Source organism: Amycolatopsis sp. NPDC051372, from assembly GCF_040682095.1.
Classification (GTDB): domain Bacteria; phylum Actinomycetota; class Actinomycetes; order Mycobacteriales; family Pseudonocardiaceae; genus Amycolatopsis.
The window spans coordinates 169,317-191,800 of the sequence record NZ_JBFBAF010000013.1 but is presented as its reverse complement, the minus strand read 5'-3'; the positions used below and the strand labels follow the sequence as shown (position 1 = coordinate 191,800).

The 22,484-nt window shown below is 70.2% G+C and carries 26 protein-coding genes; 13 read left to right on the top strand and 13 right to left on the bottom strand.

Going from position 1 to position 22,484, the window contains the following annotated elements; translation table 11 throughout:
* The first annotated feature begins 107 nt into the window (after positions 1 to 107).
* Together AB0M56_RS21375 and AB0M56_RS21370 are read left to right on the top strand one after the other, a co-directional pair.
* Positions 108 to 536, top strand: a complete 429-nt coding sequence (locus AB0M56_RS21375) for a hypothetical protein (RefSeq protein WP_364178809.1) — start codon at positions 108 to 110, stop codon at positions 534 to 536.
* 143 nt (positions 537 to 679) lie between these two features.
* On the top strand, positions 680 to 865 hold the full coding sequence (locus tag AB0M56_RS21370; protein WP_285973648.1) for a DUF5302 domain-containing protein: 186 nt from the start codon (positions 680 to 682) through the stop codon (positions 863 to 865).
* 60 nt (positions 866 to 925) lie between these two features.
* Here AB0M56_RS21370 and AB0M56_RS21365 read toward each other — a convergent pair whose 3' ends face one another.
* Complete coding sequence (locus tag AB0M56_RS21365; RefSeq protein WP_364178806.1) at positions 926 to 1,351, bottom strand: MarR family transcriptional regulator; 426 nt, start codon at positions 1,349 to 1,351, stop codon at positions 926 to 928.
* A 57-nt stretch (positions 1,352 to 1,408) separates the two neighbouring features.
* On the opposite strand from AB0M56_RS21365, the gene AB0M56_RS21360 reads away from it, so the two are divergent.
* Complete coding sequence (locus tag AB0M56_RS21360; RefSeq protein ID WP_364178803.1) at positions 1,409 to 1,930, top strand: DUF6790 family protein; 522 nt, start codon at positions 1,409 to 1,411, stop codon at positions 1,928 to 1,930.
* A 60-nt stretch (positions 1,931 to 1,990) separates the two neighbouring features.
* On the opposite strand, the gene AB0M56_RS21355 is transcribed toward AB0M56_RS21360, so the two are convergent.
* The 4 genes from AB0M56_RS21355 to AB0M56_RS21340 all read right to left on the bottom strand — a co-directional run bounded on the left by AB0M56_RS21355 (position 1,991) and on the right by AB0M56_RS21340 (position 6,017).
* The gene (locus tag AB0M56_RS21355; RefSeq protein WP_364178800.1) at positions 1,991 to 3,064 is read right to left on the bottom strand and encodes a Glu/Leu/Phe/Val dehydrogenase dimerization domain-containing protein; all 1,074 of its coding nucleotides are present in this window, start codon (positions 3,062 to 3,064) and stop codon (positions 1,991 to 1,993) included.
* A gap of 138 nt (positions 3,065 to 3,202) precedes the next feature.
* Positions 3,203 to 4,396, bottom strand: coding sequence for a kynureninase (locus tag AB0M56_RS21350; protein ID WP_364178798.1), 1,194 nt, complete (start codon positions 4,394 to 4,396; stop codon positions 3,203 to 3,205).
* Positions 4,393 to 5,184 (bottom strand): tryptophan 2,3-dioxygenase family protein, encoded by a 792-nt coding sequence (locus tag AB0M56_RS21345; RefSeq protein ID WP_364178795.1) that lies wholly within the window; start codon positions 5,182 to 5,184, stop codon positions 4,393 to 4,395. The genes AB0M56_RS21350 and AB0M56_RS21345 overlap by 4 nt, the downstream gene beginning before the upstream one ends.
* Entirely contained in the window at positions 5,181 to 6,017 is an 837-nt protein-coding gene (locus tag AB0M56_RS21340; protein ID WP_364178792.1) for a PaaX family transcriptional regulator C-terminal domain-containing protein, read from the bottom strand. The genes AB0M56_RS21345 and AB0M56_RS21340 overlap by 4 nt, the downstream gene beginning before the upstream one ends.
* Before the next feature lie 68 nt (positions 6,018 to 6,085).
* On the opposite strand from AB0M56_RS21340, the gene AB0M56_RS21335 reads away from it, so the two are divergent.
* Both AB0M56_RS21335 and AB0M56_RS21330 read left to right on the top strand, forming a co-directional pair.
* Positions 6,086 to 6,778 carry an SDR family oxidoreductase gene (locus AB0M56_RS21335; protein WP_364178789.1) on the top strand — a complete coding sequence of 231 codons (693 nt, stop codon included), beginning with the start codon at positions 6,086 to 6,088 and terminating at the stop codon, positions 6,776 to 6,778.
* Positions 6,775 to 7,602 carry an enoyl-CoA hydratase family protein gene (locus AB0M56_RS21330; protein ID WP_364178786.1) on the top strand — a complete coding sequence of 276 codons (828 nt, stop codon included), beginning with the start codon at positions 6,775 to 6,777 and terminating at the stop codon, positions 7,600 to 7,602. The genes AB0M56_RS21335 and AB0M56_RS21330 overlap by 4 nt, the downstream gene beginning before the upstream one ends.
* Positions 7,603 to 7,666: 64 nt before the next feature.
* Here AB0M56_RS21330 and AB0M56_RS21325 read toward each other — a convergent pair whose 3' ends face one another.
* Positions 7,667 to 7,924 (bottom strand): DUF397 domain-containing protein, encoded by a 258-nt coding sequence (locus AB0M56_RS21325; RefSeq protein WP_364178784.1) that lies wholly within the window; start codon positions 7,922 to 7,924, stop codon positions 7,667 to 7,669.
* Positions 7,921 to 8,793, bottom strand: a complete 873-nt coding sequence (locus AB0M56_RS21320; protein ID WP_364178781.1) for a helix-turn-helix transcriptional regulator — start codon at positions 8,791 to 8,793, stop codon at positions 7,921 to 7,923. The genes AB0M56_RS21325 and AB0M56_RS21320 overlap by 4 nt, the downstream gene beginning before the upstream one ends.
* Positions 8,794 to 9,063: 270 nt before the next feature.
* Here AB0M56_RS21320 and AB0M56_RS21315 point away from each other — a divergent pair, with 270 nt between their 5' ends.
* From AB0M56_RS21315 to AB0M56_RS21305, 3 genes are read left to right on the top strand one after another with little or no spacing between them, the layout of a single operon-like run.
* The gene (locus tag AB0M56_RS21315) at positions 9,064 to 9,909 is read left to right on the top strand and encodes a Scr1 family TA system antitoxin-like transcriptional regulator (protein WP_364178778.1); all 846 of its coding nucleotides are present in this window, start codon (positions 9,064 to 9,066) and stop codon (positions 9,907 to 9,909) included.
* 32 nt (positions 9,910 to 9,941) lie between these two features.
* Positions 9,942 to 10,679 (top strand): DddA-like double-stranded DNA deaminase toxin, encoded by a 738-nt coding sequence (locus AB0M56_RS21310; protein WP_364178776.1) that lies wholly within the window; start codon positions 9,942 to 9,944, stop codon positions 10,677 to 10,679.
* On the top strand, positions 10,676 to 11,044 hold the full coding sequence (locus AB0M56_RS21305) for an Imm1 family immunity protein (RefSeq protein WP_364178773.1): 369 nt from the start codon (positions 10,676 to 10,678) through the stop codon (positions 11,042 to 11,044). The genes AB0M56_RS21310 and AB0M56_RS21305 overlap by 4 nt, the downstream gene beginning before the upstream one ends.
* Before the next feature lie 3 nt (positions 11,045 to 11,047).
* On the opposite strand, the gene AB0M56_RS21300 is transcribed toward AB0M56_RS21305, so the two are convergent.
* From AB0M56_RS21300 to AB0M56_RS21285, 4 genes are read right to left on the bottom strand one after another with little or no spacing between them, the layout of a single operon-like run.
* Positions 11,048 to 11,803, bottom strand: coding sequence for a fumarylacetoacetate hydrolase family protein (locus AB0M56_RS21300; RefSeq protein ID WP_364178770.1), 756 nt, complete (start codon positions 11,801 to 11,803; stop codon positions 11,048 to 11,050).
* A gap of 41 nt (positions 11,804 to 11,844) precedes the next feature.
* Positions 11,845 to 12,762: an SMP-30/gluconolactonase/LRE family protein gene (locus tag AB0M56_RS21295; protein ID WP_364178767.1), complete on the bottom strand. Its 918-nt coding sequence runs from the start codon at positions 12,760 to 12,762 to the stop codon at positions 11,845 to 11,847.
* A 10-nt stretch (positions 12,763 to 12,772) separates the two neighbouring features.
* Positions 12,773 to 13,429: a histidine phosphatase family protein gene (locus tag AB0M56_RS21290; RefSeq protein ID WP_364178764.1), complete on the bottom strand. Its 657-nt coding sequence runs from the start codon at positions 13,427 to 13,429 to the stop codon at positions 12,773 to 12,775.
* Between the two features lie 21 nt (positions 13,430 to 13,450).
* A complete protein-coding gene (locus AB0M56_RS21285) occupies positions 13,451 to 14,203 on the bottom strand; it encodes an SDR family oxidoreductase (RefSeq protein WP_364178761.1) in 753 nt (250 codons plus the stop codon).
* A 416-nt stretch (positions 14,204 to 14,619) separates the two neighbouring features.
* Between AB0M56_RS21285 and AB0M56_RS21280 the strand changes: the two genes are divergently transcribed.
* Positions 14,620 to 15,546: a hypothetical protein gene (locus tag AB0M56_RS21280; RefSeq protein WP_364178759.1), complete on the top strand. Its 927-nt coding sequence runs from the start codon at positions 14,620 to 14,622 to the stop codon at positions 15,544 to 15,546.
* Between the two features lie 227 nt (positions 15,547 to 15,773).
* Here the strand turns inward: AB0M56_RS21280 and AB0M56_RS21275 are convergent, their stop codons facing one another.
* Positions 15,774 to 17,411 carry an acyl-CoA synthetase gene (locus AB0M56_RS21275; protein ID WP_364178756.1) on the bottom strand — a complete coding sequence of 546 codons (1,638 nt, stop codon included), beginning with the start codon at positions 17,409 to 17,411 and terminating at the stop codon, positions 15,774 to 15,776.
* A gap of 154 nt (positions 17,412 to 17,565) precedes the next feature.
* On the opposite strand from AB0M56_RS21275, the gene AB0M56_RS21270 reads away from it, so the two are divergent.
* Genes AB0M56_RS21270 through AB0M56_RS21260 form a run of 3 tightly spaced genes read left to right on the top strand, consistent with a single transcriptional unit; the run spans position 17,566 to position 20,243 of the window.
* On the top strand, positions 17,566 to 19,257 hold the full coding sequence (locus AB0M56_RS21270) for a bifunctional 3'-5' exonuclease/DNA polymerase (protein ID WP_364178753.1): 1,692 nt from the start codon (positions 17,566 to 17,568) through the stop codon (positions 19,255 to 19,257).
* A gap of 23 nt (positions 19,258 to 19,280) precedes the next feature.
* On the top strand, positions 19,281 to 19,748 hold the full coding sequence (locus tag AB0M56_RS21265; RefSeq protein WP_364178750.1) for a hypothetical protein: 468 nt from the start codon (positions 19,281 to 19,283) through the stop codon (positions 19,746 to 19,748).
* A 57-nt stretch (positions 19,749 to 19,805) separates the two neighbouring features.
* Complete coding sequence (locus tag AB0M56_RS21260) at positions 19,806 to 20,243, top strand: hypothetical protein (protein WP_364178747.1); 438 nt, start codon at positions 19,806 to 19,808, stop codon at positions 20,241 to 20,243.
* Positions 20,244 to 20,246: 3 nt separating this feature from the next.
* Here AB0M56_RS21260 and AB0M56_RS21255 read toward each other — a convergent pair whose 3' ends face one another.
* The gene (locus AB0M56_RS21255) at positions 20,247 to 21,329 is read right to left on the bottom strand and encodes an aldo/keto reductase (protein ID WP_364178744.1); all 1,083 of its coding nucleotides are present in this window, start codon (positions 21,327 to 21,329) and stop codon (positions 20,247 to 20,249) included.
* Positions 21,330 to 21,480: 151 nt separating this feature from the next.
* On the opposite strand from AB0M56_RS21255, the gene AB0M56_RS21250 reads away from it, so the two are divergent.
* Positions 21,481 to 22,356 (top strand): AraC family transcriptional regulator, encoded by an 876-nt coding sequence (locus tag AB0M56_RS21250; protein WP_364178741.1) that lies wholly within the window; start codon positions 21,481 to 21,483, stop codon positions 22,354 to 22,356.
* The last annotated feature ends 128 nt before the right edge of the window (positions 22,357 to 22,484 follow it).

The following is a 22,484-nucleotide window of genomic DNA, read 5'->3' as shown; positions in this document are numbered from 1 at the left end:
TTGGTAACGATAGGCACAGTTAAGGAGACGTCAAGAACACCGCGCGGGCTGTAGGGAAAGCGTCCGCGCCTCTCGTGCGGTGCGGGCGGGCGCGCTGAGCTGGACGCATGGGCATCACCGGTGGTTTCGGTTTCCCGCTCGGCTGCGCGGCCGTGGTGGCCGCCGCGATCGGGGCGGACGTCGCGGGGGCGACCGCGCACCCGCTCTACGCGCTGGTGCCGCTGGCGCTCGTCGTGGTCGCCGCCGCTGCGGCCACGGCCCCGGCCGCGGCGGCGGGGATCGCCGTCGTGGCCTGGGCCGTCGACTCCGGCTTCATCCTCGGCCGCGAAGGCCATCTCGTCTTCGACACCGCGAGCGGCCGCGCCGCCCTCGTGCTCGCCGCGGTGCTCGTCGTGGGCTTGCTGTCTCGGCTCGTGGTGACGGCGGCGGTCCGCGCTCGCCCCCGCGTTCACCCGTGGCCGCACCGGTTCGTGGCGTCCGTCCCCTCGCCGCGAACCGCCGGACAGCGGCGGACCGATCACACAGCCCCCGCTTGATCGGCCCGGCTGCATCCCGCGCAGGTCGAGCGTGGTTGGCTGTGCGAGTGTGAGCGTGTCCCGGTGTGTCGAAATCGACTCGCGTCGGGCTCCCGGCGGTGCCAGGCTGGGACGGTCACACGTCGTCACCTTCGGAGGTAAGCATGAGTGATCCGCAACCGTCGCCCAGCGGCGAGGAGGACGACGTCAAGCGCAAGTTCCGCGAGGCGCTGGAGCGCAAGCAGGCCCACGCCCGCTCGGGCTCCGCCCACGAAACCGGCGGCGGCAAGAACCAGCACGCCCACGGGCCCGCCGCGAACAAGCGCACGTTCCGCCGCAAGAGCGGCTGAGCGTCACCCCACCGACGAAGGCCCTCTCACCGCGGTGAGGGGGCCTTTCTCATGCCGTTCTCATGGCTCCAGAAGCCGGGCCAGTCGGGCGGTGTCGCGCAGGTACTGCTCATACGGGAAGCCGGCTTCGAGCAGGGCGGTGCGCAGCTCGTCGTAGAGCGGTTTTCCGTTGTCGTGGAAGGCTTTCGCGCCGACCTCGGTGATGGTCACGAGCCGGCGCCGGGCGTGTTCGGGGTCTTGGCGGACCTGCACGAGCCCGGCGGTCTCGAGCGGGCGCAGCGCGCGGCTGATCGCCGGGTCGGACACCGACAGCGCCTGCGCCAGCTGGTGCTGGGTCACCGGCTGGATGTCCTCCAGCGTGCCCAGCAACCGCATCTGGCTGTAGGTCAGGCCCCCGGCACCACCGGCACCGTCGGCACGCCGGCGCGCGGCCTCCCCCAGCAGGAACACCACGCGATGCAGCAAGTCAGCGAGATCGTCGTCCACGCCACAAGCCTACCTTGAGTCTTGTGTCGTTAATATTAACCATGCAAGACTCAAGGCATGACCACGATCGCGTACCTCGCCCAGTCCGCCGTTCCCCTGCTCTTCGTCGTCGTGCCGGCCATCGGCGCCTTCGTCCGCACCCGGCACAGCCCGTCCCGCCAAGCCGCACTGGAGACCTGGCAACGGTGGTGGGCCATCGGCGCACTCGGCTGCGGAAGCCTCTGGATGACGCTCGCGTTCGTCGGAGCCCCGGACGTGATGGCCACGGCGATCGGCTTCACCCGGACCCCGTTCGAGTTCGAAATCGCCTTCGCCAACCTCGGGCTCGCCGTGATGGGCTTCCGCGCCGCGTCGGCCTCGACAAGGGAACGCCTCACGATCGGAATCGGCGCCGGGATGTTCCTCTGGGGCGCGGTCGTAGGGCACGTCTACCAGTGGTTCGCCAACGGCGACCACGCGCCGGGCAACACCGGCGGGGTCCTGGTCACCGACCTGCTCATCCCCGCCGTGATGATCATCCTCGCGCGCCGCGCGCAGCGACTGTCCACATCGGAGCGAGTCGCACCGGCCCTCGTCTGAACCCCGGGCAAGAAAAAGCGGGCGCACGGAGATCCCGTGCGCCCGCCGTCGTGAAGGAACTCAGACCGTGAGGATCGAGCGCAGCCGACCGACGTCGGCCATGCGTCGTTCGGCCAGGCGGTCGGCCGCCGCGGCGGGCGGGACCCCGTCGGCCTTGGCCAGGGCGTACACGGCCTTGGTGGTGTCGAAGATGGCCGTGGTCTTGCGCTGGGCGCGGGCGAAGTCGAAGCCGTGGCGTTCGTCGTCGACCTGGATGACGCCGCCGGCGTTGACCAGGTAGTCGGGTGCGAAGAGGATGCCCCGGTCGTCGAGGAGCTTGTCGACGCCCGGGTGGGCGAGCTGGTTGTTCGCGGCACCGCAGACGATGCGAGCCCGCAGAGCGGCCACCGTCTCGTCGGTCAGCACGCCACCGAGCGCACACGGGGCGAAGACGTCGAGGTCCGTGCGGATCAGGGTGTCCACATCGGACACGACCTCGACGCCCGGGTACGCGGCACGCGTGCGCTCCAGTGCGGGCGCCGAAACGTCGCTGATCACAACCTGCGCGCCCGCCTCCACGAGGTGGCCCACCAGGATGTGGCCGACCTTGCCGACACCGGCGACACCGACGCGGCGGCCGGCCAGCTCGGGCACGCCCCACACGTTGTCGGCCGAAGCGCGCATGCCCTGGTAAACGCCGTACGCGGTCAGCACCGAGGAGTCGCCCGCACCGCCGTCTTCGGGCGAGCGGCCGGTGACGAACTTGGTCTCGCGGGCCACCACGTCCATGTCGTGCACATACGTGCCCACGTCGCAGGCCGTGATGTAGCGGCCGCCGAGGGACTGCACGAAGCGGCCGTACGCACGCAGCAGCGCTTCGGACTTCATCGTGGCCGGGTCGCCGAGGATCACGGCCTTGCCGCCGCCGAGGTCGAGCCCGGCCAGCGAGTTCTTGTACGCCATCCCCTTGGAGAGCGCGAGTACGTCGTCGAGCGCGTCGTCCTCGGTGGCGTAGGGGTAGAAGCGGGTGCCGCCGAGCGCCGGGCCCAGTGCGGTGGAGTAGATGCCGATGATGGCTTTGAGGCCACTGGCCTCGTCGTGGCAGTACACGACTTGTTCATGGCCGCTGTGCCGGCCGAACACTCCTTCGGTCACGGTGGTGACTCCCTTGTCTGACCGCTCGCGGTTCGTGGCCGCGCGCTCCGGAAGGTGGTGTGCCGGACGGAGGTCGTCCACCCCGCACATCGCCAACCTAGAGCCATCCGCGCGAGCCGACCACCGCAGGTCGTCTGCTCAGCCGGCGACGACCTTTCCGAGCGTCGCCATTGCTGCTTCCAGCTGGGCATCCGACAGGTACGGCGCCGGGCCGAACCGCAGGTAGGAACCCCGGCTGTCGGTCCGGACGCCGCGCTCGCCCAGCGCAATCTGCAAGTCGCCGGCCGAGGGGCTGCGCAGCGACAGGAACCCGCCGATCATCCCCAGCGGCGTCTCGCGGTCCCTCGACACCACGTCGGCGGGCAGGCCGAGGTCGTCGAAGCACTGCGCCAGTAGGCCGACCTGGTGCTGCGACACCGTGCGCAGGAACTCCGGCGTCAGGCCCTGCTCGGCGAAGAACCGCTGCACGCGCACGCCGCGGTAGTGGCTCGACGGGTCATAGGTCGCGCCGGCGAAGCGGTCGCCGCCCGTGGCGTAGGCGACGCGGTCCGGGCGCTGCCGGTCGGCGAGCGCGCCGAACTCCGCGTACCAGCCGGTGACGACCGGGCGCAGCTCCTGCGCGTGGGCGGGCAGGCGCAGGAAGCAGTTGCCCTCGCCGAGCTGGAGGTACTTGTAGCCGCCGCCGACCACCCACGCGTTGGTGAGCCCCAGGTCGTGCAGCGAGAACGGCACGACGCCCAGGGCGTGGTAGGCGTCCACGACCAGCTCGACGTTGCCGGCACGGCAGACGTCGGCCAGGTGCGCGAGCCCGGGCACGAGCCGCGAGGTCTCGAACAGCACGGCGGACACGAGCACGGCAGCGGTGTTCCCGTCGACCTCCGCGGCCACGCGTTCGGCCAACGTCGGCACGGGGTCCACGGGCACCCGGACGACCTCGACACCCTCTTCCTCCAGCCGCGCGAGCTGGCGGCGCAGGGTGTGGAACTCGCCGCCGGTGGTGACCAGGCGCGGGCGGGACCGCAGCTCGATCGCCGAGAGGAACCGGATCACGAGCTCGTGGGTGTTGGCTCCGAGGGCGTACTCGCCGTGCGGGTCGGACAGCAGCGCGCGGAAGCCGGCGCGCAGCTCGTCGGCCTTGGCGAACGCGGCGGTCCACTTCTCGTCGACGTCGCGGGCCGCGTCGGCGAACGCGTCGGCCAGACCTTCCTCGGCGACGTCGGGCCAGGCCTGGTGCGAGTGAGCCGAGAGCAGCAGCCGGTCGGCCACGCGGAAGCGCGAGTAGTGCGGCGCGAGCGCGTTGTCGTCCGCGCGCAGGGAATCCAGCGTCGTCACAGCTTGCTCCGCACGGCCCACAGGTCCGGGAACATCGGCTGGAAGAGGGTGGTCCGCAGGTACGTCGCGCCCGACGACCCGCCCGTCCCGGTCTTGTCGCCGATGGTCCGCTCGACCATCTTCACGTGCCGGTAGCGCCACTCCTGCATCCCTTCGTCGAGGTCGACGAGACACTCCGCGACCACCGAGGCGCCGCCGTCGTCCTGGTAGACCTTCAGCAGTACCGCCTGCAGTTCCGCCGACGGTGCCACCGGCCGGGTGACATCTCGATCACGGTCCACGGCGTAACCGCTGTTCGCGAGGTATTTGAGGAACGAATCGAAGACCGACGGCCGGGCCATCGCGCCCGCGATCCGGGCGCGCTGCTCGCCGCCTTCCGGGTAGTGCGCGAACACGCGCTCGTCGCGGCGGCCGAGCACCGCCTCCAGCTCGCGGAACTGGGCCGACTGGAAGCCGCTGGACTGGTCGAGGCGCGCCCGGAAGCTCGTGAACTGGCTGGGCGTCATGGTCTCCAGCACGTCGAGCTGCGCGACGATCACCTTGAGCACCGTGAGGATGCGCCGCAGCGTGCGGATCGCGTGCGCGGTGTTGCCGGCTTCGAGGTTGGCCTGCAGGAACTCCGCCTCGTGCAGGATCTGCTTGAACCACAGCTCGTACACCTGGTGGATCACGATGAACAGCAGCTCGTCGTGCTCATCGGAGCGCGGGCGCTGGGCTCCGAGCACCTCGTCGAGCGCGAGGTACGACGTGTAGCTCAGCGCGGCCTGCGTGTCGTCGGTCTGGGTCATGGGTTCCTCACCTCGTCGAAATCACTGGTCCGCACGGCACGATCGAAGTGCCGTTGCGCCGCGGGCGCCAGCGCGGCGTACAGGTCGTGGAAGAGCTCGACGGCCGCCGCGCGCCGGCCGGGCGCGGGAATGAGCTCGCCTGGCAGCTCGGGGTCGAGCGACGGGAACACGCGGAACTCGTGCACCAGTCTCGTCCGCACCGTAAACGCTTGCGCGTCGGGCAGATCGTGCGGGCTGCCGCCGAACTCGGTCACGAACGCGTCATAGCGGGCCGACAGCTCGTCGAGATCCCAGGCCCGCCCGGCGAACCGGCGGACGTCCAGCGCCGCCGACGGAGTGCCCAGCATCAGGCCGGCGTGCTCGGTCACGCCGAGCTCGGCGAGCAGGCCGAGCACCTCGGCCTCGCGGTCGTGCGGCGCGATCCACGTGCCGTCCTGCACCGGGCCGAAGCCGAGGAACCGCAGGCGCCGCACGAGCATCTCGCGGGCCTGGCGGCGGGTCTCGGGGATGTTCTGCCACAGCACCGTCCACGGGCCGGTGGGCCGGTCGCGGCGGCCGAGGCTGAAGATGCGCCGGTCGCCGTCGGCCAGGACCGCGACGGTGCGGCTCGTGAGCGAGTAGTGCACCAGCCGGCCTTCGCGATGGCGCGCCAGCAGGTCGCGGTTGACCAGCCGGGTGAGCGCGATGCGGGCGGCGCCGTCGGAGAAGCCCAGCTCGGTGAGCAGCGACACGAGGCCGCCCGACCACACACGCCGGTTCTCGCGCGGCCGCACGTAGCTGCCGAGGAGCGTGATCACCAGCTCCTGCGGTCCGGTGGGCGATGGTTCGGGCACGGCATGACTCTATACACCACAGTCCGCTGCGGTGTAGCTTTCGATCGAGCAGGTTGTCAGGAGGCTGGATGAAACGGCTGGTGGTCGTCACCGGCGGCACTCGCGGCATCGGCGCGGCGATCGCGGAACGGTTTACGGCGGCGGGTGACACGGTGCACGCGCCGGGCAGACGTGAGTGCGACGTGACCGACGAGCAGGCCGTGCGCTCGTACTTCGCCGACTTGGGCCCGGTCGACGTGCTCGTGAACAACGCCGGGATCTCGTCGAGCGCCCCCACCGCGAAGACGTCGATGCAGGACTGGCGGGCGCAGTTCGAGGTCAACGCGACCGGCGCGTTCCTGTGCACCCGCGAGGTGTTGCCGGGGATGCGCTCGCGCGACCGCGGCCGGATCGTCACGGTGGCCTCGACCGCCGGGCACGTCGGTTACCGCTACACCACGGGCTATACGGCCTCGAAGCACGCCGCGGTGGGGCTGATGCGCGCGGTCGCCGCGGAGATCACCGGGACCGGCGTGACGGCCAACGCGGTGTGCCCGGCGTTCGTGCGCACGGACATGACGGCCGGCTCGGTCGCCCGCATCCGCGAACGCACCGGCCGCGACGAAGCCGACGCCGAAGCGGCTTTGGCGGCCGCGTCGCCGTTGGGGCGGTTGCTTGAGCCGGAGGAGGTCGCGTTCGCGGTGGCGTTCTTCGCCGCCGAGGAAGCGGCTGCGATCAATGGACAGACCCTCGTACTCGATGGTGGAGGAATTCAGAAATGAGCCCGTTCCGCGCGACGCCCCCGCTCACGAAGTCGTGGGACCACTTCGAGTTCACGGTGGACGACGGCGTGGCGACGCTGACGTTCAACCGGCCGGACAAGCTCAACGCGCTGACCTTTGACGTGTATGCGGATTTGCGGGACCTGGTCACGGAGCTGCCGCATCGCGGCGACGTGAAGGTGCTCGTGATCACCGGGCAGGGGCGGGGCTTCTGCTCGGGCGGGGACGTCGAGGAGATCATCGGCGAGCTCCAGAAGATGGAGACCGCGGAGCTGCTCGAGTTCACGCGCATGACCGGCGCGGTGGTGAAGGCGTTGCGGGAGACCCCCATTCCGGTCATCGCCGCCGTCAACGGCGTGGCGGCTGGGGCCGGGTCGGTCATCGCGTTGGCGTCGGACTTCCGCGTGCTGGCGAAGTCGGCGAAATTCGCGTTCCTGTTCACGAAGGTCGGCTTGGCCGGCGCGGACATGGGCTCGGCTTATCTGCTGCCCCGGCTGGTGGGCCTCGGCCGGGCCACGGAACTGCTGATGCTGGGCGACAAGCTGGAGTCGGCCCGGGCCGAGGCGATCGGGCTGGCGACGTCGGTTGTGGAGGACTCCGAGCTGGCGTCCACGGCCGCTGCGCTGGCCCGCCGCCTCGCTGACGGCCCGGCATTGGCGTATTCGACCACGAAGGTCCTGCTGACCCGCGAGCTGGACATGGACCTGGGGTCGTCGATCGAGCTCGAGGCGATGACGCAGGCGTTGCTGATGACGGCTCACGACCACAAGGAGTTCTACGCTGCTTGGTCGGCGGGCCGTAGTCCACAGTGGACTGGTCGCTGAGTTCTCTTCCTGACAGAACGATGCCCCGGCACGGCTGGGGTGTGCCGGGCATCGTTTTGCTACTTCAGTCGCGCACGATCTTCTCGGTCAACGCACGCCACGCCACACCGGGAACGGCCAGCTCACCACCGGCGCGATCCTTCGTGTCACGCACGCCGATCACTCGACCGATTTTCACCTCGACACAGTCCTGCCCCTGGCCGCTGAAGGTCGACTTCCGCCACTCGCCGAGGCCTGCGAGCATGTTCACCTCGACACAATCCTGCCCCTGAGTGCTGCAACTCGAGGTCCGCCAGCCTCCGGCCTTGCCGGGTTCGATCATGATGCCTTCTCCTTGCCGTCGATGACATTGGCGATCAGCTCCGCTGACGCCTTGGAGCTGAACGCCACCTTCTCCGCCCTCACCCCAGCGGCCAGGTAAGGCGCAACCTCATCCGGAGCATCGAGGTAGAGGGCGGAAACCTTGTTCTCCAGCTGCACAACCGGTTTCCGCTCGACCGATTCGGGAAAGGTCGCGACACTGAAGGGCCCTTCCCACCCAGGATTCCAGTTGGTGCGAGTGGGAATGATGCGAATATCGATGTTGTCCCGCCGCCCCGCTTCGAGCAGATATGCGAGCTGGTCGGCCATCACCTGCTCACCACCGAGCAAGGTGTGCAGCACCGGTTCCCAGATGAAGGCCCGCAGCTGCAAGGGATCCCGCCGGGTCAGCACCGCCTGCCGGCCGATCCGGACCGCCACCCGCGTGTCGATGGACTCCGGCGGAGCACCGATCTCGACGTAGACCGTGCGGGCATATTCGGGGATCTGCAGAATCCCCGGAACCAGCAGCGGCGCGACGTGGACGAGGTCTTTGGCTGTGCGCTCGATCTCGAGCATCGCTGCATACTGGCCTTGGTCACTCTGGTTCCGGCCCACCGTCATGGTGAGCCATGGCTTCCGGCTCGTGTCGCGGGACATCTCGACCAGCTGCTCGCGCAGCTCGGCCGGCGCGCCGACCGCAGTCAGGTAAGCAGCAACATCTTCCGACCGTGGGCTGCGCTCGCCGGTCTCCCAGCGAGACACCGTGGGGTGTTTGACCCCGAGCAGCTCGCACATCGATCGCACGGTGCTGTCGGGCAGGTACCGCTGTCGCGCTTCGCGCATCTGAGCGCCGAGCGTCGCGGCTTTGGTTCCTCTGGTACCAGCCATGGTCCAGAGAATACGCACAACCTCTCACGTCAGCATGGTCACCCGATTGAGCCATTGCCTCCACCGGTACCGAGGTACACCATTGGTTCCGGTACCAAATGGAACCATCGGCACCACATCGCTCGGCCGCCGCGGTTGCCCCGACACCGCGTCGCCCGGGTCTCCAAGCTGTGTCCGCGGCAAGGCTGGGGCGGGCGCAGGGCCCGAGCCCCGGCTGCTCCCGAGAACCCGGTCGGGGCTCGGCGCTTTACCCACCCGAAGAAGGTCACGATGAAATCCGGCACGAGAACTGAGTCGAGCGCCACCTCTCCCGTCCTCATCGAGCTGGGCGCGGGGCTGAAGGCCGCCCGAGAGCAGGCCAAGTTCGGCGTCCGCGAGCTGGCTCGCCGCTCGGGGGTCCCGCTCGGCAGCCTCGCCAACTGGGAAGGCGGGCGCCGGGTGCCGCAGCTGGACCGTCTCTCGTACCTGCTCGGGCTGTTGCGGCTGCCCTCAGCCGAGTACGACCGCCTGCTCACCCTCGCGGCGAACGCGACCAACACCATCCACGCCGAAATCCTGCCGATCCGCCCGGCGCGGCTGGCCACCGCCTACAACCGCACCGCCTCGAAGATCACCGAGTGGGCACCGACCTTTCTGCCTGTAACCCTGCAGACTCGTGCCTACACGTGGGCCATGGTCGAACACACGACCCGGCCGAGCGCCGACTCCGAGAGCTACCTGTTCGAACTGACCGCCGAGACCGACCAGGCCGCCGGCCCCGAGCCGGCCACGCGGGAGTGGTTCCTCGGCCACCGTTCACTTACCAACCCGGCGATCGACCGCGCAACCACGGTGGCTCAACTCCGGCGTCTGCTCACCGTCATGGCGAGCGACGCCGGGAAAATCCGCGTGGTGCCTCAGGAACAGCACGACCTGCCGGGCTTCGTCGTGTACCAGACGAGTGGGCGCAAGCCGACCGTCGCGTTGCGGCACCGGCACACGACCGTGTACCTCACGTCGGAGGACGCCGTGGCCGAGTACACGGCGGCCGGCAGACACCTCGCCAAGTCGGCCCTCACGCCGGCCGAAACCGAGGAGCTTGTGACAAAGCAGCTTGGTCAGTGGGAAGCCCCGTAAAATGACCTGTCACGTCGCGAGGGGGTGCGGTTGTGGCGGTCGAGGGGGTCGCCGAACGGGCGCGGAACGTTCTCGCGCTGATTTCAACGGCGCGGACCGCACTCTCGGACGCGCACAGCCGCATCGTCGAGGTGGGACCGATCTGGCGGCAAGCATTCGAGGGCACCGGCGACCCGGACGCGGCACAACTTCCGGCCCTGGCCGATTCCGTGGCCACCGGCATCGGAGAATGGCACGCCGCCACCATGCAAGCGGAACGATTGCTCACCGGCTACCTCACCTCGCTCGGCGCGAACGCCTCATCTCCGGCTGCCCCTCCGCCACCGGCCGGGCCGGAGCCCCCGGCCCACGCGGACCGGATAGCGCAAGCCCGTGCCCGGGTCGGCGAGTCACACGTGCGCGGCAGCCAAGCGCGCGGCGAGTGGCTGCGCTCTGACGGGTGGTCGGTGCGGATGGCCAGTGGTGGTGGCGACGAACACCACGCCGCCGCACTGCGGTTCATCCGCGACAACAACTTGCCGCGCCCGGCTTCGCAACTTGCCCGGCACGTCGAGGTCAAGGTGGCGATATCGATGTGGGTGCGCGGGTTGCGGGACGAAACAGTAGTGATGGACCGGCCGGTGTGCGGGACCCGCGAGTTCGACCGTGACGACCCTTTCACTTGCGACAAGTATCTGGCCCGGTTTCTGCCGCCAGGGGCACGTCTGCGCGTCGTACAGCCGGATGGCACCGTATCTGACTACACCGGTACCGAAACGGAGCAGCAATGACCCTCAGCGCGAGCGTCCCCACCTTCCGCGACGGCGTGCAAGGCGGCCGGCGGCTACCGCTCGACACCGACGAGGACTTGCAGCGGCTGGCGGAGCTGCTTGCCGAACCGTGGGCCGACTCCGCATCGATTCAAACCGCCGACACTGCACTGGACGTCCATGTCCGAGACGAATGGGGCTACATGCTATACGCGGGCGACGCCGGATACCTCATCACCGATGGCGACCCCGCGTCCCCCGCCGCACCGTGCGAGGTGGATTTCCCCGCCGGGACAGGGCTCCCCGCAGCGCACGTCATCGCAGCCGTGCGGGAGTTCATGCGTACCCGGAAGCTGCCTGAAACGGTGCCGTGGCGCGACGCGTGACCGTCACGAAGTCGCCAAGGTGAGGCTGCCCAAGCCGGGGACGTCGGCGGCGAGAGTTTCGCCGCCGGTGAACGGAGTGGGCGCGCACAGGGTGCCGGTGAGGATGAGGGCGCCTGCCGGGAGTTCGTCGCCCGTCGTGGCGAGGTGGTTGGCGAGCCAGGCGATGGCGGCGGCGGGGTTGCCGTTCAGCACCGCGGTGGAGGCGCCCGGAACGACGCGGTCGCCGATGGTGAGGGTGCAGGTGATGGCCGAAAGGTCTCGCGGCACCGGGACCTGCGGGCCGAGGAAGGCGTAGGCGGCGTTGGTGTTGTCGGCGGCGAGCATGGCCAACGTCGTCGGCCCGCCGGACCAGCGGGAGTCGACGATTTCGAAGGCGGGGGCGATCGCGGCCGTCGCGGCGAGGACGTCCTCGGCGGTGATACCGGGGCTGGAAAGCGGGCGGCCGAGGATGAAGGCGATTTCGACTTCGGCGCGAGGGGCGAACATGGCCGCGGTCGACAAGGATTGTCCGGGGCCCAGCACTGTGGAAGCCAGGACGTAGCCGAGGGCGGGCTCGGCGGCGCCGTAGGTGGCGCGGGCCGGCTCGGACGTGAGGCCGATCTTGTAGCCCGCCAGGCGGTCGCCGGCGGCCAGGGCCAGGTCGCGGGTCGATCGGGAGACGCGGTAGGCGTCCGCGAGATCGGCCACGGGTGCGGGGGCGACGGCGGGGCCGCCGTGGGTGGCCTTGTTCAGGCGCCGGGCCAGGTCGTCGTCCGCCACCGTGTGCTCCTCAGGGTCCGGGATGGGGCCCGGACATCTGATCACACCTCGGTGTGCGCGATGGCGTTGCCCTCCAGCGAACCGAACCACAGGCGCCCGGCGTGCTCGCGGACGCCGACGAGCATGTGAAAGCCCGGGATCTCGCCCCACAGCTCGTGCTCCACCGCGCCGTCGGCGGCGATGCCCAGCACGCCGACCTGGCGTTTCGGGGCGGGCTGCAGAGCATCCGGCAGCGCACGCACCGCGGCGCGCAGGGGCTCCGGCAGCTTGCGGACGACGTCCAGGGCGGGGACGCGGACGGAGGCCTGCGTGACCCAGATCAAGCCGTCGCTGCCGGTGGCGATGTTGTCGGGGAAGCCGGGCAGATCCGTGACGAGGGTGTCGCGCTGGCCTTGGCGGGTGCCGTGGAGCCAGAAGCGGGTGACGCGGAACTCGCCGGTTTCCGCGACGGCCACGAAGGACTCGTCCGGGGGCAGGGCGACGCCGTTGGCGAACTGGAGGCCGTCGGCGATCAGATCGATGCTGCCGTCCGGGGCGCGGCGCAGAAGACGGCCACCGGCGGTCTGTTCGATGAGGTCGTCGCGCCAGCGGTCGATGCCGAAGCGGCGCGAGGAGTCGGTGAAGTAGATCGTGCCGTCGGTGGCGACAGCGGCGTTGTTGCAGAACACCAGGTCGAGGCCCGCGGCGGAGGTCGCGAGGGTGCGCACCGCTCCCCCGGCCAGCGGCATCGTGAGCAGGCCGGCGCGGGCGTCGCAGATGAGCAGTTCTTCGCCGTAGAGCTCCAGGCCCAGCGGGCGGCCGCCGGTGTCGCCGAGGACGTCGATGCGGCGGCCGTCAGGGGCGACGCGCAGGATGCGCCCGTCGTCGACGCCGGTGTAGACCCGGCCCTCGGCGTCGACCACCACGTCTTCGGGTGCGTGCCCGTTGACCGGGACCACCGCGACGTCACCGAAGTCCATCACGAACCTCCTACCGATAGGTGAGCAGCTGCGCCGCCTCCGCTTCGAAGTGCGGGTGTTCGTTGAACGTCAACAGGTTCACGCCGCCGCGGCCCGAAGTGAGCTTGGTGATGCCGGTGTTCACGGTGACGCGGTTGAACTTCAGCAAGCCGACCTCGGGCACACCCAGCACCGCGCCCGCGATCGTGCCGATCACGCCGCCGGAGGTGAACACCAGCGCGTGCTCGCCCTTGCCGAGCGACTCGACGACGTCGGTCAGCCCGGCCGTGCAGCGTTCGAGGAACGCCGGCCACGTCTCGGCGCACGGCCCGTCGGCGCCCGCCGCGACCCAAGCGCCGAGCGCGGCGTCGAGCACGCCCTGGTACGCCCGGGAATCCTCCTGCGGCGCGCCGCCGGCGTGGTGGCGCGAAATGTCCACGTGGTCGTATTCGTTCCACCGCGGGTCCTCGACCACGGCCGCGTCCGAGCCGAGCGTCTTCAGCGCCGTCGCGGCCGTGTCGCGCTGGCGGGCGAGCGAGCCGGAGCGCACCTGCGCGAACTCGACGCCGCGGCGCGCGAGCTCGCGACCGACCACAGTGGACTGTTCGAAGCCGCGCTCGGACAGCGCGTCGTAGTCGGCCGCGCCGAACGAGGCCTGACCGTGGCGGACGAGGTAGATCGCACCCAACGCACTTGCTCCTTTGGCTCGTCAGGAGAACTTGGCCAGCAACCCGGCGGGCAGCACGCGCATGACCGCACTCAGCGGCACCCACGGCCACGAAGGAACGTACGCCATTTTCGGCTCCGCTTCGATCGCCTTGGCCATCGCGCGGGCCCCCGCCTCGGCGCCGGTCAGCAACGGCGTGGTGCCGCTGCGGTCGGTCATTTCGGACGCGATGTAGCCGGGGCGGATCTCGGTGACGCTGATGTCCGTGCGACGCAGCTCGACCCGCGTGCCCGCCACGAACGCGGAAATCCCGGCCTTCGAAGCGGCGTAGGCGGTGAGGTTCTTGGGCAGGCCGCGGATCGCGCTGAACGACGACACCACGGCGAGGTGCCCTTCGCGCTGCTCGCGGAAGATGCCGACGGCGGCCTCGACCTGTGCGGCCGCGGCGACGAAGTTGGTCTCGAGAGTCTGGCGGTTGGCGTCGAAGCGGCCCTTGCCCACGGGCTGGCCCTTGCCGAGCCCGGCGTTCACGATCACGCGGTCGAGCGAGCCGAGCTCGCCGCGGAACTCTTCGAAGACGGTGAACACGCGGTCGTGGTCGTTCACGTCGAGCGGGCGGGTGAGGACCGTGATCCCGGGAAAAGCGGCCTTGAGCTCGGCCGCGAGCTCGTCGAGGCGGTCGGTGCGCCGCGCGCAGAGGGCGAGGTTGCGGCCGCGCGCCGCGAACTGGCGCGCCATGCCTTCGCCGAGCCCCGAGCTGGCGCCGGTGATCAGGATGTTCTTCCGCAGGACCATGGGCCGGATCCTACCGGTTGGTAACCACCGTGCCTCGGCCCTTGACCGGTGGCCCGGCGCTGGGGGCATCGCCGGGCCACCGGTACCGGGTACGGCCGCCGGCCGTGCACGGGGCGCGGACCGCGGGCCGGGGCCGAAGTAACTGCGCCGCAACCGGGATCGCCGGTGCGGGGCTCGATGGCCATACAAACGCGACCCCGCAGGTCAGGGCAATGGTTCACAGTTGCCAGTACTAGCCCGTTCGCCCCAGTGGTGACGCCGAGTGCCTGGTCGGCTGCTGATACGGTCTGGAGTGTCGGTTCGGACACTGTGGGTTTTCAGGCACTCCGTCGGGAGGGCCACGGGTTTTCGGACGCGCGTTTTCGGACACGGGTTTTCACCACGAACCGATGCGGTGCGAGACCACGGGCGGGGGCATGGCTGGTGGAACTGCGGACGAGTCCGGGGCCGACGGCGCCCGGACCGCGTTCGCGAGCGCGCTGCGCGCGGCGATCACCGCCAGCGGCCTGTCGCTCGACCGGATCCAGGCGCGGCTGCGCGCTCGCGGTGCGGCCGTCAGCGTCACGGCGCTGAGCTACTGGCAGTCGGGCAAACGCCAGCCCGAACGCGCGGGTTCGCTGTCCGCGGTGCACCTGCTGGAGGAGATCCTCGACGTCCCGGCCGGCTCGTTGCTGGGCCTGCTGCCACCGCCCCGCCCCCGCGGCGCGACCCGCCGCGACCGCGTCGGCGAAGAGCCTTTGACGTTCACGCGCGAGACGCTGCAACCGCTGCTGGACCGCGTCGGCGCGCCGAACATGCTCGACCAGCAGCAGCACCTCAAGCTCGTGGGCCTGCACGACCGCTGCGAGATCGCCGCGGACGGCGGGCAGCAGGCCGTCACCTCCCGCGCCGTCTTCCAGGCCGGCGCCGACGGTCTCGACCGCTGGCTGCTCGTCTACGCACAGGACGACGCCGCGTCCGTGCCTCAGGTCCACGCGGTGCGCAACTGCCGCGTCGGCCGCTTCGAGGCGGATTCCTCGCACGGGATCCTGGTGGCGGAGCTGCTCTTCGACCGTCCGCTGAACCGCGGCGAGACGCACCTGATCGAGTATTCGCTGACCAACTCGGGCCCGCCCTACCCGCAATGCCGCGCCACGCATTACCGCGAGTTCCGCCGCCCGGTGCGCGAATACCTGCTGGAAATCCGCTTCGCCCCGGAAGCCGAGCCCGTGCGCTGCTGGCAGTACTCCCGCGGCGGCGACACCACCCCGTCCCGCCGCCGCCTCCGCCTCGACTCGGCCCACGGCGTGCACGCCGTGGCGCTCGACTTCGGGCCGGGGATCTTCGGCATCGGGTGGGAGTGAGCTCGTTCAGCCGAGGGTGACGCGCTCCGCCTCGGCCTTCCCGCCGACGAACGCACAGGAGCGGAGTTCGGTTTTCGTCGGATTGCGCACTGCAGCACGGCCCGGCTCAGGGTCAGCACGCACCCCTCAACGGTCGGCGTCCTCGATCCGCCCGAAGTCTGGCAGCACGGATCGCCGCCGCCGGCCGTGAATGTCCGGTTCGGCAGCTTCAGGACACTGTCGCAAGCTCAGCTGAGCTTGGAGCGCAACACCTTCCCGGTCGCATTGCGCGGAAGCTCGTCCAGGAACTCGACGTCGCGCGGCACCTTGTACCGGGCGAGGTTCGACTTCACGTAGTCGCGCACCCCGTCGGCGTCGAGCGTGGAGTGCTCGCTGCGCACCACGAACGCCTTGAGCCGCTGGCCGAACTTCTCGTCCTCGACCCCGATCACGGCGGCCTCGATCACGTCTTCGCGCTCCACCAGGAGGTTCTCCACCTCCACCGGGAACACGTTCTCGCCGCCGGAGACGATCATCTCGTCGTCGCGGCCGTCGATGAACAGCAGGCCGTCTTCGTCGAAGTGGCCGACGTCGCCGCTGGAGAGCAGGCCGTCGATGATCTCCTTGTGGCGGCCGTCGGTGTAGCCGCCGAAGCTGAGGCCGCTGCCGACGAAGACGCGGCCCGTCACGTTCGGCTCGGTGATCTGGCGGCCGTGCTCGTCGTACAGCGCGACACGGCAACCCACGGGCGCGCGCCCGACGGTGCCCGGCGCCTTGCGCCAGTCTTCCGGCGTGGCGACAGTCGCGACGGCGACTTCCGTTGAGCCGTAAAGGTTGTGCACGACATCGCCGAATTGCTCGTTGGCCCGGTTGCCCAGGTCCGGCGACAGCGCGGAGCCCGCGACGAAGATGATCCGCAGACACGACGTGTCGTACTTGGCGCGCACCTCCTGCGGTAGGTCGACGATGCGCTGCAGCATCGTCGGCACCAGCACGAGCGTCGTGCAACGATGCTCGGCGACGCCCTTGAGCGTCTGCTCCGGGTCGAACTTGCGGCGCATCACCACCTTGCAACCCAGCGCGAAGCTCAGGATGAACTGCGAAAGCCCGGTGCCGTGGAACAGCGGCGCGCCCATGTACGTGGCTTCGCCCGCGCGCAGCGGGATGCGGTCGAGGAACTGCGCGGACGCGAGCGGCGACGTGTGCGGCCGCGGTGCGCCCTTCGGCGTGCCGGTGGTGCCGCTGGTGAGCAGCACGAACCCGCCGGGCTTGGCAGGCGCGGGCAGCGGGCGGTCGTCGGTGCTGGCGATGATCTCGTCGAGCACCGGTATGGAGTGATCGCCCGGCTCGTCGACCCATGCGAGGTAGCGCTCGACGTCGCCGGGAATCGCGTCGAGCAGGCCGGTGAACTCCTGGTCGTACACGAGCGCGGTGACGCGTTCACGCTTCGCGACGTCGGCCAGCTGCGGCTTGGCGAAGCCGGTGTTCATTAGCAGCAGGCGCGCGCCGAGCTTGCCGGCGGCGGCCATGGTGAGCACGAGGCCGCGGTGGTCGCGGCACAGCGCGGCGATCACGGTGCCCTCGCCGAGCCCGCGCTCGGACCAGGCCCTGGCCAGCGCGTTGGAGCGGTCGTCGAGCTGCTTGAACGTGAGCGGGCCGAGCTCGTCGACGATCCCCACGGCCGCGGGGTCGCGGCGTGCGGCGATGTGGTTGGCGCCGGCGAACGGGCCGTACTTCCGGATGGCCACGACCGAGCGCACACCCTCGTCGAGCCGCGGGAACGGCACGAGTCCCGCGCGGCGCATCACGTCGATGCTGCGCACGGTCTCGGCCACCTTGTCCGTGACCTGGCTGGCGAGGCCGAACACCCCGGCCGGGTTCCTCATCCGGGCACCTCCGTCGCTGCTTCGGGGAAAAGCCGCCCGTACCCCCGGTATGGGTGGCTACTCGACAGTAGACCAAGCCGGGCGCGCGTGCACCAGACCACGGCGGCCGCGTTCGGTGACCGAAATTGTCGGTGGTCCCGCGCACAATGACGGCGTGCAGGTGATCACCGGCCAGGAGGAGGACTCCGGCTACACGATCTCGACGCCGGCGGGCACCTCCCGCGGGCTGTCGAGGTCCGACTGGGTGGCCGAGGTGCGGCGGCTCGAGGAGGCCGAGGCACCGCGCTGGGTGCTGCCCTCGGTCGACGCGTTGTACCCGAAGCTCATCGACGCGGGCGTGCGGCTGGGGCGCTGCTACGACCTGGCCTTGGCGGAAGGCCTCCTGCTCGCGTACGAAGGGCGCGAGAGCGAGTCGCGCAGCCTGCGCGCGGCGTGGGCGCGGGCGCAGGGCGAGGAGCCACCCGACGACGGGCCCGCGTTCGGCGAGGCGGCTCAGCCCACGCTGTTCTCGCCGCGCGGACCGGGGCTGCCCGAGGGAGTCACGGTGGCCGACGCGACGCGGCGCGTGCTGGCGGAGCAGGAAAAACGCGTGGCTTCCGTCGCTTCGCCAGGCCGGATGCGGCTGCTGCTGGCGGCGGAGTCGGCGAGCGCGCTGGCCGCGGCGGAGATGTCGGCGGCCGGGTTGCCGTGGCGGGCCGACCTGCACCGTGCGCTGCTGGAGTCCCGGCTCGGTCCGCGAGTGCCGTCCGGACAGCGGCCGAAAGCGCTGGTCGCTTTGGCCGCGCAGATCACCGACGCGTTCGGCGGCCGGCCGGTGAACCCCGACTCGTCGCCGAGCGTCATCCGCGCGCTGGCCCGCGAGGGCATCGAGATCCCGGCCGCGCGGAAGTACCTGCTGCGCGACATCGACCACCCGGCCGTCGCGCCGTTGCTGGAGTACAAGGAACTTTCGCGCCTGCACTCGGCCAACGGCTGGGCCTGGCTCGACGAATGGGTCACCGACGGCCGCTTCCGCCCCCACTACGTCGTCGGCGGCGTGGTCTCCGGCCGCTGGGCCACCCGCGGCGGCGGCGCGCTGCAGATCCCCAAGGTGCTGCGCACGTGCGTCCGCGCGGATCCCGGGTGGAAACTCGTCGTCGCCGACGCCGCGCAGCTGGAACCACGCGTCCTCACAGCGTTGTCCGGCGACCGCCGGCTGGCCGAGGTCTCGGCGGCCACGGACTTGTACGCCCGGCTGGGCGAGGCTCTTTTTTCGGGCGCCCGCTACGTTCCCCCACCGTCCGGTTCCTCGGACGACCGCTCCCGGGCCAAGATCGCCATGCTGTCCGCCATGTACGGCGGCACCTCCGGCGAGGCGGGACCCCTCCTCGCCCTGCTCCGCCAGCGCTTCCCCGACGCAGTGTCCTATGTGGAACAGGCCGCGGCCGCCGGCGAACGCGGCGAACGCGTGCGGTCCCGGCTGGGCCGCACCTCCCCCGCGCCATCCGCCGCGTGGCGCGCCCTCACCGGCGGCCTCGCCGACGACGAAGCCACGGAAACCCGCGCCCGCCGCGCCTCCCGCGGCTGGGGCCGCTTCACCCGCAACTTCGTCGTGCAAGCCAGCGCGGCCGACCTGACGGCCGTCCTCCTCGCCACCCTCCGCGGCCGCCTCCCCGCCCCCGCCCACCTCGTCTTCTTCCAGCACGACGAGGTGATCGTCCACACCCCGGCCGAACTGGCGCCCGCCGTGTCGGCCCTCATCGAGTCCACCGTGACGGAGTCGGCGCAGATGCTGTTCGGCGAGGCGTGTCCCGTCCACTTCCCCATGCAGGCACTCGCCGTCGACACCTACGCCGACGCGAAATAACCCACCCGAAGAAGGAGATTTCCATGGGAGCCTCAGGCTGGCACTACCGCGCGCCCTATGCCGGCAGCGTCAAAGCAACCCACAAATTCGTCCAAGCGCAACTCCTGTCCACCAGCGACTACCTCTGGCCTTGGGAGGACTTCGATCCCGAGTACGTCACTCCCGTGCCCCGGCCCAGAACCCTGGCAGACCTCGAAGCCGCCAAAGACTCCGAAAACTTCTGGGACGCCGGGACCCACTCGATCCTCGACACCCACGAGATCTCCGAAGCCGACAGCGTGGGAACCATTCGGCCGTTGAGCACCGCCGAGCTCACCGACGTGTTCGGCACCCACCAACCCTCGGTGGCCGACTTCGACCGAGTCTTCCGGCCCGGCCCCTCCGGCCCCCTCGCCGACTTGATGGGCGACCGCTGGACCGGCCGAAGCCTGGTGATCTACCAGAACGGCACGCCCAGCGAGGTCTTCTTCTGGGGCTTCTCCGGCGACTGACCTCAACCCTGAAACGTTCGGCTTTGTCGCCGGGTCACCCTGTGGTTGAGTTCCCTCATGCTCTACGACTACTTCACGGCCAATTCGGACAAGGAGGCCGCCACGGCTCTCGAAGCGCCCGGGGGTCCGGCAGCGCTCTTCCCCACGGCCGCGTTCAAGGGCATCGACCCCTTCATGCAGGTACCCCGCGCTGAAGCCTTCCTCACGGGCATCACCGAAGAAGCCGCCGCCGACAACCCCCGGGCCATGAAACTGGTCGCCGAAGTCGGTGGCAGCGAGGCCACCGTCGTCACCCTGACCGACGAGTTCCGCGACGCCCTCGCCGCCACTGACGAAACCCGCCGCCGGGAGCTGGCAGAGTTCTGGTCCCACGCCGAAGACCTCGGCGGCGAGGCCACCGCCGAAGACCTCCTCGCGGTCGTCGACGAACTCGCCGCGCTCGCCAAGCAGGCCAAGCCCACGAACGGGCGCCTGTACTGCTGGGTCGCCCTCTGAGCGTCAGTACCGCGTCGAGTTCTGCAGCAGCGGCGGGTACACCCCGTGTTCCTGCCCGTTCACGGTCGCGCCCGCGTAACGCAGCGTCGGGGCCATGCCGCGGTTCAGCTCGGCCGGGAAGTTGAGCTGCGGCGCCGAAACCTCGTCCAGCGCAGCGACCTGCTCGGCGCTCAACTTCAAGTCCAACGCAGCCAGATTCTCCGTCAGGTGCTCCACCCGCCGCGGCCCGATCAGCGTCGACGTGATCCCCGGCCGGCCTTGCACCCACGCCAGCGCCACCGCCGCTGGGCTCACGCCCAGCTCCTTCGCGATCCCCACCACCACGTCGATCACCCGGAACTGCTCCTCGGTCGGCCCCACCCCGAACGCCGCGCCGCGACGGGTGTCCGCCGCCGCGCCGTCGCGGGTGTACTTGCCGGACAGGAACCCGCTTTTCAACGGACTCCACGGCAGCATCGCCATGCCCGCGTCCTCGGCGAGCGGCAGCAGCTCGCCCTCGATAGTGCGTTCCAGCAGCGAATACTCCATCTGCAACCCGGCCACCGGCGCCCACCCGCGGAACTGGGCGATCGTCTGCGCCTTGGCCGTGAACCACGCCGGGGTGTCGGAGAACCCGACGTAGCGGATCTTGCCGGCGCCGACGAGATCGTCGAGCGTGCGCAGCGTTTCCTCGACGGGCGTGTGGCGGTCGTAGTTGTGCAGGTAGTAGAGGTCGAGGTAGTCGGTGCCGAGGCGGCGCAGCGAATCGTCCACCTGGTGCAGAATCGCCTTCCGACCGGCACCACCGCCGTTGGGGTCGCCGGGGTGCAGGTTGACGAAGAACTTCGTCGCCAGCACGACCCGGTCGCGCAGCCCCGGCGTCGCGGCGAGGAAATCGCCGACGATCTTCTCCGAATGCGTGTTGGTGTAAAAGTTGGCGGTGTCGATGAAGTTGCCGCCGCGGTCGAGGTAGGTCTGCAGGATCCTCTCGGACTCTTCGACACTGCAGCCGACACCGGTGTCCTCGCCGAAGTTCATGGCACCGAGGCAGAACGGGCTCACGACGAGGCCGGAGCGGCCGAGGTGGACGTAGGAATCAAGGCTCACGGGGATTCTCCTGGCTCATCACGGGATTTCGTTGCCGTCCAATGACACCAGCGCCGGGCGTGGCACCGTGAGCCCGAAAGTCGTAGCCTCTTGCCTGATCCTGTCACGATCGCCAGTTGCCCAGCGGGCGCGGCCGTGGTCGAATCGAAGCGTGTCCCTCTCCGAGCTGCGCACGCTGATCACCCGCTACGCCGGCCGCACCGACCTGCCCGGCGGCGTGATGCTGTCGTGCGAACGCGCGCCCACCGACCCGGCGGCCTCGCTGACCGGCCCGGTGCTCGCCGTCGTCGCGCAGGGCCGCAAGCGCATCGGCACGGGTGAGCGCACCTACGAGTACGGCGCCGGCCAGTACCTCGTGGTCACCGTCGACATGCCCGTGACCGGGCACTTCGTGGAGGCCAGCCCCACGGAACCGTTCCTGGGCGCCGGCCTGGTCCTCAAGCCGGAGGCCGTCGCCGCCCTCCTGCTCGAAACGGGCACCACGAACTCAGCCCCGGCCACCCCGTCGGCCATCACCGTGAGCGACGCGCCCGCCGAGCTGCTCGACGCGTTCGTCCGCCTGCTGCGCCTGGCCGACCACCCGGCCGACCGCCACGTGCTCGCGCCGCTCATCGAGAAGGAGATCCTCTGGCGCCTCGTCACCGGCGCCCAGGGCGCGACCATCCGCCAGATCGGCCTCGCCGACAGCAGCCTCTCGCACGTCGGGCGCGCCATTCGCTGGATCCGCGACCACCACGCGGAGTCCCTGCGCGTCGCCGACCTCGCGCGCCTCGCTGCGATGAGCGAGTCGTCCTTCCACCGCCACTTCCGCGCCGTGACGGCCATGACGCCCATCCAGTACCAGAAACACATCCGCCTCCAGGAGGCCCGCCTGCTCCTCCTCTCCCGCACCGACGACGACGTCGCGTCCATCGGCTACACCGTGGGCTACGACAGCGCGTCCCAGTTCAGCCGCGAATACCGCCGCCAGTTCGGTGTGCCGCCGGGCCAGGATTCGACGAGGCTGCGAGCGGGAATCGTGAACTGAATTCACCTGCCCCAGGCACCACACGGCGCAACGCGAAGAAATCCCTTCGGGGCAACAAAGGTCGCACAGCGTGCAGTTCACCCTTCGCCAACAGCGGCGAATTCCCTCGTGGGCAGCTATCGGACGAA